The sequence below is a fragment of the Candidatus Peregrinibacteria bacterium genome, from assembly GCA_030700255.1.
GTDB lineage: Bacteria > Patescibacteriota > Gracilibacteria > UBA1369 > JABINC01 > JABINC01.
In genome coordinates, this window is the sequence record JAUYJN010000013.1 from 1 (window position 1) to 11,475 (window position 11,475).

Annotated in this window: 11 protein-coding genes; 8 read left to right on the forward strand and 3 right to left on the reverse strand. The window is 39.5% G+C overall.

Annotated elements, in window-relative coordinates; genetic code table 11:
• The 3 genes from Q8P68_01685 to Q8P68_01695 form a co-directional block, all read left to right on the forward strand.
• Positions 1-632: HNH endonuclease signature motif containing protein (locus Q8P68_01685; GenBank protein MDP4007880.1), on the forward strand; the 632-nt coding region annotated here is incomplete at its 5' end.
• A gap of 62 nt (positions 633-694) precedes the next feature.
• Complete coding sequence (locus tag Q8P68_01690) at positions 695-2,098, forward strand: HD domain-containing protein (GenBank protein MDP4007881.1); 1,404 nt, start codon at positions 695-697, stop codon at positions 2,096-2,098.
• Between the two features lie 71 nt (positions 2,099-2,169).
• A complete protein-coding gene (locus tag Q8P68_01695) occupies positions 2,170-2,511 on the forward strand; it encodes a hypothetical protein (GenBank protein ID MDP4007882.1) in 342 nt (113 codons plus the stop codon).
• A gap of 19 nt (positions 2,512-2,530) precedes the next feature.
• Here the strand turns inward: Q8P68_01695 and Q8P68_01700 are convergent, their stop codons facing one another.
• On the reverse strand, positions 2,531-4,033 hold the full coding sequence (locus tag Q8P68_01700; protein MDP4007883.1) for a hypothetical protein: 1,503 nt from the start codon (positions 4,031-4,033) through the stop codon (positions 2,531-2,533).
• Between the two features lie 29 nt (positions 4,034-4,062).
• A complete protein-coding gene (gene rlmD / locus Q8P68_01705) occupies positions 4,063-5,511 on the reverse strand; it encodes a 23S rRNA (uracil(1939)-C(5))-methyltransferase RlmD (GenBank protein ID MDP4007884.1) in 1,449 nt (482 codons plus the stop codon).
• 425 nt (positions 5,512-5,936) lie between these two features.
• Here rlmD and Q8P68_01710 point away from each other — a divergent pair, with 425 nt between their 5' ends.
• The 5 genes from Q8P68_01710 to grxC all read left to right on the forward strand — a co-directional run bounded on the left by Q8P68_01710 (position 5,937) and on the right by grxC (position 10,889).
• Positions 5,937-6,905, forward strand: a complete 969-nt coding sequence (locus tag Q8P68_01710) for a hypothetical protein (GenBank protein MDP4007885.1) — start codon at positions 5,937-5,939, stop codon at positions 6,903-6,905.
• A 153-nt stretch (positions 6,906-7,058) separates the two neighbouring features.
• Positions 7,059-8,600 (forward strand): phosphoenolpyruvate carboxylase, encoded by a 1,542-nt coding sequence (gene ppcA / locus Q8P68_01715; protein ID MDP4007886.1) that lies wholly within the window; start codon positions 7,059-7,061, stop codon positions 8,598-8,600.
• A gap of 11 nt (positions 8,601-8,611) precedes the next feature.
• Positions 8,612-9,082, forward strand: a complete 471-nt coding sequence (locus Q8P68_01720; GenBank protein ID MDP4007887.1) for a 23S rRNA (pseudouridine(1915)-N(3))-methyltransferase RlmH — start codon at positions 8,612-8,614, stop codon at positions 9,080-9,082.
• A 19-nt stretch (positions 9,083-9,101) separates the two neighbouring features.
• The gene (locus Q8P68_01725) at positions 9,102-10,604 is read left to right on the forward strand and encodes an S-layer homology domain-containing protein (protein MDP4007888.1); all 1,503 of its coding nucleotides are present in this window, start codon (positions 9,102-9,104) and stop codon (positions 10,602-10,604) included.
• A 27-nt stretch (positions 10,605-10,631) separates the two neighbouring features.
• A complete protein-coding gene (grxC, locus tag Q8P68_01730; GenBank protein MDP4007889.1) occupies positions 10,632-10,889 on the forward strand; it encodes a glutaredoxin 3 in 258 nt (85 codons plus the stop codon).
• 45 nt (positions 10,890-10,934) lie between these two features.
• Here the strand turns inward: grxC and Q8P68_01735 are convergent, their stop codons facing one another.
• Positions 10,935-11,228: a hypothetical protein gene (locus Q8P68_01735; protein ID MDP4007890.1), complete on the reverse strand. Its 294-nt coding sequence runs from the start codon at positions 11,226-11,228 to the stop codon at positions 10,935-10,937.
• Positions 11,229-11,475: the final 247 nt, after the last annotated feature.

Here is an 11,475-nt window from a genome sequence, read left to right on the forward strand (position 1 = left end):
ACAAAGGTGAAGTGCGGAATATTCCTGTAGAATCAGCTCTGGGGCAAACCGTGGGGTCGCTCGATGCAAATCGAAAATTAGAAAATGAACCATTCCAAAAATCTTGTACTAGTACGAGTCAGAGTCCCGAAAACCGCATAAGTAAGTCGATTTACATGAAATTAAATGTGAAAACGATTGAAAGATTGAAAAAAATAAAGGGTAAGAGGGAATGGGATGATCTTTTAAATGATATGTTGGACTCTGTGGAGGCGAATCAAGCGTCTGAGGGGCAAAAACCTGCACAAGTCAACACCGGAAAACGATATATTCCTGCTAAGATTAAGAGATATGTGGTCGCAAAAACAAGTGGGCTTTGTGCGTATCCGGGCTGTAGCAAGCCATATGAGATCTTGCATCATATCTCGCGCTTCGCGCTCGATGCAACTCATGATCCAGACACCTTAGTGCCACTTTGCAAATCTCACGAACGATTAGCTCATGCGGGATTGATTGAGAATGAAAAGATGGCACCCATAGAAAATGAGCCTAAAGATTTGAAAGTAAACTGGTCGGTGCTATTTGAGCCAGATACTAAACGTCAAAAATATGAAATTGATGAAAAAGTGAGCCGGTTCTACATGTGTAAATGAGTATGCGGTTGTTTACAATCAAGTGCTTCGAAGCTATGATTCATGTTGATAAAAAAATAAAAATGAAATCAACATCGATACAACTAGTGCAGGCTTTAAAAGATAAAGGATTCATCGCTTATTGGGCTGGGGGATGCGTGCGTGACATGCTACTCGGTAAGCATCCAAAAGATTATGATATCGTGACAAATGCGACTCCGGAGCAGATCGAAGAGATTTTTGAAAAAACATATCCGGTAGGTAAGGAATTTGGGGTAATTTTAGTTCATGAAAACGGACATAATTTTGAAATTGCAACTTTTCGTTCTGATAGCGGGTATTCAGATGGTAGACGTCCGGATTTCGTAACTTTTACTGAGCCAAAAGAGGATGCTCTACGGAGAGATTTTACTATAAATGCACTTTTTTATGATCCCATCCAAGATGAAATCTTGGACTTCGTGAGCGGTGTCGAAGATTTAGATGAGCACATGATTAAATTTGTGGGTAATCCGGAAGAGAGGATTTTGGAAGATCAATTGCGATTGCTTCGAGCAGTGAGATTCAAAAATACGTTACAATTTCAGTGGCACCCGGATACATATAATGAAATCAAAAAACATGCAGACAAAGCAGGTAATGTAAGTATGGAGCGCTCCTCCGACGAGCTCAACAAAATGATGATGAGCAATTATCCGGTTGAGGCTTTTCGCGAACTCTATGAGCTCGGAATGCTGGTAGATATTATGCCTGAGCTTGAAGCGACAAAAGGAGTTGCGCAGCCATATCAATATCACCATGAAGGAGATGTTTTTGAACATACCATGCGCACGCTGGAAGCGTGCGCAAAAAGAACAGCCCCATACTTAGACCTAGAATTTCTCAAAGATATGGAAGGTGGAGCCCCGGAACCATCAGTATTCCACTCCCGTTGGGCTGCGCTTTTTCATGATATTGCGAAACCACAGACATTTAAAATAGGGATAGATAATCCAAAAGATGCTTTGGAAGATCAGCATGAGAGAATCCGTTTTGACCATCATGCAGAGACTTCACACGAGATTGCCGGACGAGTCATGAAGAGACTTAAATTCTCAAACAGAGATATGGAGCATATACTTTGGGTGACTGAACATCACATGAACTTAAACTCCATTCTCGACATGCCGGAAGGTACTCGAAACAAATGGTTCAGAAATCCATATTTCATAGATTTGATGGAAATTTTTTATGCAGATATAGCTGGTACCGATCCAAGTGATTTTACTGTTTTTGATGAATTAAATCGTATTTATCACAAATGGTTATTGGCTCGACCGGAAGAATTCCCAAAACTTCTGACAGGTGAAGAAATTATGGAGCTCGCCGGCCTTGCGGCCGGCCCCGAGCTTGGCATTCTCATAGAATCCCTCGAACACGAAATCCACGCTCATAATATTAAGACAAAAGAAGAGGCGGTAGAATTCATCAAAAATAACAATAAATAACTCGGTTTTTACTTGCCTTTTTGATGAAAATTGGTACAATCTTAAGTAGGTATTAACTAATCAATTTAAAAGTGAATTTAGCAGAAATTTTAGAACAAGCGGGTGATAAAATGGGTTTTAGCCGTGAACAAGCAGAAGCAGGTTTAGATAGTTTAGGTCGTGTTAGTGGCTTGGTGGTTGCAAATGAAACACCGGCAAAACTAACTGATGTAATTGAAGAAGCTAGAGATGCTATTGGAGTCACCGAAGCGAAAGAAGAAGAAACAGTTATGCCAAGTAGTTTAGATGAAGATGGATTAGTTAGGTTTCTAACACCTCAACAAGACGCTCAAAGCTTGCCTACAGGGGAAGCACTAAAGATGGTAGATGATTTGGATTGGTTAACAAGCGAAGAAGGGAAAGCGGTCGCTTAAGTTGATCTTTATGCAGGATTTAGAATTCCTCTTCTTCTTCTTTTTTTAGTGCTCCTTGCAACATGGTGAGTGCTATTTTTCGTGAGTGAGCAAGTCTGGCACTATTTGTTAGTGAAAAATGTGCCATCCATTTAAGGCTTGCTAGAGATTTCTCGTCTCCGACCACTTGATCGGGGTTTTTATGGAACTCTTCGGCAAATTTTTGGAGCAGCCTATTGTCTTTTTCGAGAGTGTTTATAAAGAACATATTTATCATGAGAAGTTCGATTATCATACCTCTTGCAATCCCAAGTTTTGCAGACATGGCATTTCTTTCATCCCTTCCTTCAGCTTGCTTAAGCATTTGTGAACCATAATGTCTTTCTATTTTGTTAAGTAGCATGAGTATTTCATGAGTGATAGATGCTTGAAAATTTGTTTGGGTTTCCATGGCTTTTATCATAAATACAGCTTCACTTAACTTATTATTTGTATTTATCGCATGGGCTACATCTTCAGAAAGACCTGGCAAATGATGAACATTGCGAGCTCCCTCAACAAATTTTTTTAGATAGTCATTATCTACAAATTCGGACGCTGAGTCGGTGACTTCACCTAATTTATCAACGCCTATTGCTTTAAAGTTCACGTCTGATTCCTGTATAACACTACCGAAGTGAGAAGTCCCATCTTCGATATTTCTTGCATATTCTATGATAGCTTCACGGAAAGCGGCGTCACATGCTTCTAGCGGTTCAAGTACGTTATGCGTCGCGATCGCTTGTTTCAAACGATCTGCCGGTTTTCTGATAGGGTCTTCACAAAGCCTTTTGAAGTATAATAAATCATCATCATTTATAACATCGATCACAGCTGTTATTGAATCGAAGAATGCAGAGCTTCGGACTTTTGCTTCTGCGAAGAGTGATTCTCTATCTGCATGTGAGTCTCTACCATATAGCATTCTACTAAAGACCGTACCTCCGGGAAGCTTTGACCGGGCATCATCAAGTTGTTTGAATGCTGCCTTTATACCATTAGGTATAAAGATGGCTACGTCTGAGCCGATGGCTCTTGGCGAATCTTTGCCCATAAGTAGCATAGTTGCTGTCACACTTGCTATTGGGGATTTCTCAAGTCTGCTTCTATGAACTAGCGCGAGCATTCTTTGAGTTATTCTTTGTATAAGTGGGTTTTCTAGATTTGCTGCTTGTAATGCACTTACTTCACTTGGTCCAAGTTCTTCTATGTTTTCATCAGTTATAGCAGTATCACTAACAGCCATTGCTAAATATTTTTGCATTTCTGCTATTGTTTCAGCCACTACCTCCGAGAGTGGGGCTTCAAAAAGCTGATTCATTCCAGCGGGTGAAGATTCCCTTTGAAAGGTTTCGTAATCCGGATCTAAACCGGCATTTTCAAGAAGCATTCTTTGATCCCATGCAAAGCCGGCATCGCTGAGCACGTTATCCGCACGTTTTGCAGGTAGATTTAGAGCTACACTTTTAGGTGGTCCTGATTGTTCAAACCATCTATCAGTCATTAATTATAGTTAATATGCGGAAGGGGATATTATCCGCTTATATGGCTATAAGTCAACCCCATAACATTCTCAATATGATATGTATGCGGGAACATGTCGACGGGTTGGATCAAAGTAATTTGGTATCCATTTTCGCATAATTCTTTTATGTCTCGAGCTTGTGTAGTTGGGTTGCAGGAGACATAATTTATATGCGTTGGGCGGAGCTTCAAAATATATTCAATCATTTTTGGCATTAGGCCGGATCTAGGGGGATCTACGATAATTTTTTTGTTTTGGAGTGAGTTTATTCGTCCTTCTTTTTCGAAATCTTTTAATATCTCACCGACATCTCCAGCGATAAATTCGATATTCGGCTCTTGATTTAGCTCTGCGTTTTTTTCTGCGTCAACCACCGCATCAGGGTTGAGCTCTATACCTATTACATTGTTTACAAATTTTGCAGCGATAATCCCAATAGTTCCGGTTCCGCAAAATAAATCCAAAACTGTATCTGTTCCTTGTAAGTTGAGATTTTGTAAGGCCATATGGTACAGGCGTTCCGCCTGCCCCGTATTAGTTTGGAAAAAAGAAGAAGGTGAAATATGAAATGTATAGACTTGATTATTTATATTCATCCTCTCCATAATTGTCGGTTTGCCATGTAGTAATACTTCATTTCGCTCCGTTCTGTGTCCACGCGCAGTTATCACTTGCGTTATAAATATTGAATCAATGTTGAAATTCGCCAAAGATTCCACGAATTCTTTTCGTAAATTATCTGAGAATTCTTCATTACTCATTTCCAAATTCACTAAGATTTCTCCAGTGTTTTTGGCTTCACGAATTGTTGCGGAGCGTAGTAGTCCTATACCTTCTCGAAATTTATATGCCGTGAGCTTGTTTTGTTCTGCAAAGTTTTTGATAGCGAGTGCGACCTCAAACATTCGGTCTGACATCAAGTGGCATTCTTTGATATTAAAAATATCGTATCGCCGATTTTCGGCGTGGAAGCCGAAACTCGGCTCCATATTGGCATCCCATCCAAAGCTCAGTTCTACTTTGTTACGATATTGCCATTGATTTTCACAAGGCAAGATAGGTTGCATCAATTTGTTAATCATCTCTTCATCAAATCCACCGAGGTGCGTCAAAGTTTCTATTACATGAGTTTGTTTGATTTTCAGTTGTTCTTCGTATGATAAATTTTGCCATTTGCAGCCACCACATATTTCAAAATGCTTACAGCGTGGAGTGACTGACATTGGGGAAACTTCAATCGTTTCTATTTTTTCCGCATCGGTAAATTTCTTTTTGTTTCGAAAAACTTGAGCTCTCACAACTTCACCTGGTAGTGTGTTTTGAATTAAAACTTTTTTTCCAAATTCATCTTCCGGAATATCAACATCAGGATTTAATTTTTGGTCAAGAACTCCAATTCCAATCCCTTGAAATCCGACTTTATCTATCTTTACTTTTATATGAGTTCCTTTTTGCATGAGTGCAGAGTACAAAAGGTGTAAAAACTTAGCAATGGACTTTACGCACCACATACTGTATAATAAAAAACTAATATGTCAAAAAAATGCGGCGTTAGAAGTTTGAATTCAGCCTTCATCGCAATGAGAAGCGAATTTTAGAAAGGGTAAATAATAAAAATGCCGGTAGTTATTATGGTATGGTTCGTAAGAATGGCTCAGGACAGCAAAATGAATTGTTTGATTGGGGTATGATCTTTGGCATCTCTTATTAACCACCAAAGGTGACCCGCCGCTCACCATGAAATATTCTTGACAAATTGTCACGTCGAAATGGAATAGCTGGCTTGTTTTAGCTGCTTTTCGGACTTTTGAATCTTGATTTTCGAGCGTATTTTTGGTAATTTAAATCCACTGAAAACCTCTTATTTTTTAACTTATATCATATGAATTCTACTACAGATTTTTCAGACAAAAAACTTCTCGCCCTATGTAAAAAATATGGCACGCAGGCGCTACTTTGGCGGCAAAAATTCATAGGACTTCTTCCGGAAGCAAATCGTCGTAAACTTTATGAGAAAAAAGGATATGGTTCGATATTTGAATTTGGCAAACGTATGGCGGGCTTGAGCGAAGACCAAATACGACTTGCAATAAATCTAGAAAAACGTTTTGAAGATAAGCCGGTACTTAAGTCGATGTTGGTTGATGGGAAAGTCAGTATAAACAAATTAGCGCGGGTCGTCTCTATTGCGACTAGCGAGAATGAATCAGTTTTGGCTACAAGTGCGGAAGTTTTATCAAATCGTTCGCTTGAGGTTCTGGTTCGTGATGTTAAGAGAAAGGAGAACAGTAATAATATGGATGAAATGTTGTTTGAATATTTAGACTTAAGAAGTCAAAATGGCTTATTTGAGCCGCAAATCGATGCGAAAAGTCTGCACGTGCAAGCCTCTCAAATCAATATGCAAAGCCAAGAAATCGTTTTGAAAAAAGCACAATTAAATCTTTCTGAGGATACGATCAATCATCTTTTGGAACTTCAAGAAAAAGGCATAGATATAGACAAGGTCGTTAGAGGTGGCTTCAAAAAACGAAATGAAGATTTGGCAGAAAAAAAGGTGAGAAATGCGGAGGACGTGGTGAAAAAAGAAGAAGAGCGTAAGGCGGAAGGCAAGAAGCCAGTGAGGTACATCGGAGTTGAGATAAAAAAAATACTTGAAGAAGAATTTGGGGTTAAATGTGCGACGCCAGGTTGTAACTACGATTCTGAACATATTCATCATACAGCTAGGTTTGGGCTAACTGGCAGCAATAACCCGCAGTTCCTAGCTCCGCTTTGCAAAGGGCATCATGACATCGCACACATCATGGATGAGAAATTTATGATGATGAAGACCATGAAAAGAAGGTAGAATGCAATGGACTATATCAGAGTAAGGGTATTAGATGCCGAGATGAGGTTGTGTGTTCGACGAGGGTGGTGATGAATATATGAAAATCGACCTGTTGCAAAAAAAAATGCGTGCGGTAGTATTCAAGCCAAAGGTAAAATAAACTCTTTTAATATGATAAATCATTCTGGAAACATAGCACCTGATGGCAGGAAAATACCTGCGATAATGGCAACGCAGCATCCTGATAATGCTGGCAAAGTGAAGCTTTTTGATAATGAATTTGTAACTACGGCAGATGAATTAGAGGAGTGCTATAGCATGTTTGCGGAGCTTAAGGCGGATGAATATATGTGGGATTGGGAGGGGAAGTTTGTAGATGAAGCTGTCATCGAAAAATTATTTAGACAATATCCGGATTTTTTCCAAAAGTACCCGCTTGGGCGAGATTTTTTCTTAACATTTCGTATTCCAAATGCGGATGAAGAGAAAACGGCGCGCTTGGCGCGCGCCTACTTAAGCCTTCTTACTTCAGATGATTTCGCCAAATCCAGTGGGTTTGCATCACCTCCGGTTTTTGAGATGATTTTGCCTATGACGACAAATACGGAACAGCTTCTTAAAATCAGAAGAACATTTAGGCAGGTGGCTGAATTTGAAAGAAAAGTATTTGCACATGAGATGGGAGATTTGAGCGACATAAATATTATTCCACTTTTTGAGACTACGGAAATTATTATTAATTCGTGGAAGATACTTGAAGAATACGTGGATGCGTGTGAAAAAGAATTCGGCAAGAAACCTACTTATATGAGGCCGTTTATTGCACGTTCAGACCCGGCTATGAATGCAGGGCTTGTGCCTGCAGAGTGCGCTATGCGTGCAGGTATTTCAAATTATTATTACAAATTCAAAGCAAAGACGGGGATAGAGGTTTATCCTATTATCGGTACAGGTTCGTTACCATTTAGAGGTGGATTAAATCCTGCTTTTTTGAAAGAACGTCTTAGAGATCTCAAAGGTATTCGTACAGTTACGACGCAATCCGCATTTAGGTATGACTATGATGCGGATGAAGTAAAAAAAGCTTATGAAATTTTAAAAAATGAACTCCCAAAGAGCGAGCCACTGCATTTGAGCGATGAAGAAATTAATGATGTTCTTGATATCGATCAAGTATTTGGAAAATTTTATAGAGCAACAGTTGAGTCGATTGCACCGTTGATAAATAAGGTTGCAAATGATGTGCCGTCGCGCCGTGAACGTATCCAGCATATTGGGCTTTTTGGATACTCACGAGGTATTGGTGAAGTGAAGCTACCACGTGCTATCAAGTTCACCGGCGCTCTTTATTCTATAGGGCTTCCACCTGAATTTATCGGCACCGGTCGTGGGCTCAAGGCTATGAAAGAAGCAGGGAAACTGGAACTTATAGATAAGCTATACATCAATCTCCGTGCTGACTTACTGCATGCAGGTAAATATTTCAATCCTGAAAATCTCGATATGCTTATAGAAGAATATCCATCCCTCAAAGATTACAAAGAAGACATTCGTTTGATAGAAGAAATTCTTGAAATACCTATTGGACCTGTAGAGCCACATCACTACATTCACAGAAATCTTTCATCGTCAGCTTATTGGACTATGAAGCAAGGAAATGATCTTTCAGATGTTATTACACGATCCGGTCTTATGCGAAAGAGCCTTGGTTAGTAGATCAAAATATGAAAATAACTATTTTACAAGTAGGTAAAACAAAAGACTCTTTTATAGAAGAAGGTTTAAATGAATATATAAAAAGACTTCAGTCTTTTTGTGATCTGGAAATTGTGACATTGAAGGAGTCGACAGGTGAAAAAATACGTGACCGGCATATAGAGGAAGAAGGTAAGGCTATTTTAGAAAAACTCTCAAAATATGAGGATCATTACAAAATCCTACTTGGTATAAAAGCAAAAAATTTGAGTTCTGAAGAGTTTGCGGAAAAAATAAGAGAGGTACGCGATTTTGGTCAGGGTAAATTATTAATTTTGATCGGCGGACCTTATGGGACTTCGCAAACGGTAGTTGATGCTTGTGACTTTGTCCTGAGCTTCGGCCACATGACCTTCACCCACCAAATGATCCGTCTAATGCTTGTCGAACAACTTTACCGCGCCTTTACAATAATCGAAGGCAAGCAGTACCATTATTAGTTGCGAAATCCGGCCTACTGTGAGAGAATCCAGTCTTATATTTGATAAAAATCAGCTTATGCGTCGTTATATTTTTACTTTGATTGTCGTGTTTTCAGCTTTGCTTGGATTTATGTTTTCGCAGACAACTTTTGCGCTCATGGGGAATCCAAATGTGAACATGTGGGATCAATATGCATACACAGAGATTGTTGATGAAGGTGAGCTTTGTGGGGACGTCGATCAAAATGCGACGCGCGGAGGTACTTACTATAGGTGTGCGAGCGGTCTTAGTTGTGATGTCTTCCCTCAGGATGGGAATCGTGTTGAGGAGCCGTATGGTAGATGTGTTGTAAATGAAAGATATATGTGTGAAGCAACAGGTGGAGAGGTTTATGATGACATGACTTGTAATTGTCCACTGAGTTCAAATGGTGGATGTAATGGTGATATTATAAAAGTTACACAGAGCAGTACTTTTGATAATGAGAGAAATGAGCTTAATATAGAAATAACTGCAAAAAATACTTCAAATCAAGAAGTGTCTTGGAGTGAGTATGGCTCCGGGTGTAGCTCAACTACAAAAGATATATTTGGTGTTCGTATTAGATATACGGACCCACCTTTTGCATTTAGTCCGACTCCAAATCCACGTGAAGTATATATAATTGGTGGGGAGGATAGTTTTTATGAATTTAGTGAAAATAATACGTCTTATGACGAAGGCCCAAATTATACTTGTATGGCTTATGTGAAAAACACATTTAAATTTAAGTCACGTGAGGTGAAAAAAGCTCAAATCACAATCCCGGGATATTTATTAAATACTATAGCTTATACGGTTGAAGTCAAATACGGCATAGATTTTGAATTTAAATCCGGAGATACAAACGCATACAGGGCATCATGTACAAATGGTCAAACTATGATCAACGGAAGATGTGATTATGTCATTCCTAAAGTTATGGAACCTTATGAATTTTATGATATTAGAGGACATTGGGGAGAGGTATATATTTTAGAAATGCTGGATCTGGGCGTTGTTGAAGGGTATAGGAATCATTACTTCTATCCTGATAGACCCATAACCAGGGCTGAATTCACGAAAATGCTTCTATTAGCATTGAATTACAAAGTTACAATGCAGCCGGCAACGGAGCGTCAATTTGCAGATGTTAGGGTAGGGGATTGGTATGCTGATTTTATATACACAGCAGCTTTGGGTAGGGTAGTTGAAGGTTATGTGGATGGCACATTTAAGCCGGATGAAAGTATAGATAGAGCTGAAGCCATTGCGCTCGCCCTTCGGGCGGCGCAGATCGAGCCGTATTCATACAGCCATACTTTTTTCTATGACGTTACCGCATTTTGGCAGAAACCATATATCGAGACGGCTTATCGTTTAAATTTGATTAATGGTAAAGGTGGTGGTAAATTTGATCCGGATGGACAGTTGACCAGAGCTGAGGCGGCGAAGATTGCTTCGAACCTAATTCGGCTCAAAGATTCAAATGTGCCAAAACGCACGGCGCAAACGAAGTAACCAAACCTAAAACTTAAATACAAATACATGGCCAAAGTAGAAATTTACTCAAAAGATTACTGCCCTTATTGTTCTCAAGCAAAAGCACTTTTTGAAGACAAAGAAGTTGAATTTGCTGAATACGATATAACTTATGATGAAGCGAAGCAGAAAGAAATGATGGAGAGATCAGAAGGTAAACTCATGACGGTTCCACAGATTTACATCAACGATACACTCATTGGTGGCTACTCAGATCTAGAGGGGCTAGATGACGAAGGTAAATTGGATGAGATGCTCGCTTAATACTTGAAGAAGTTTTTTACATTTTTATACAAAGTATTTAAAGCCTCACCACTCGTCAATCGAGTGCGCGATTTCCTGATTTCTTTTTTGTAAAAATTCATTGAACAATTCGTCTATTTCCAAACCTTTTTCTTGCAATTCCAAAAGTTGGTTGAGCGTATTTTCGGAAAGATTAAGTTGAAGTTTTTTGCGCGCTGACCCGTTTTTCACCGCATTTTCAACTTTCGTCCCACAATCTGCTGCCACCTCAACTTCTCCTTCACTCGTTTTATCATCCTCGATCACCCAACAACCCTTGATTTCCCCACAACTTATTTTCTCACCTCCAAAAGTGTTCACGTGAACACTATGGAGAATTTTGTGGGCTAAAAAGTCAAAAGTGATACTCCGGTATACCCACCAACAGTCCGACACCTTCTACCTAAGGGCCAGTTTCCTGTGTTCCAAATAAAGAAGGTCTGTTTTCGTAGGCTCGCTATACATTCCCGCATGTGTAATCTTATGATGAAGTCCACACAGTGCAACGAGATTGTCATGAGATTTGGTCTTCGCATAGCCATTTTTGTGATGAAACTCCGTTGCCGGC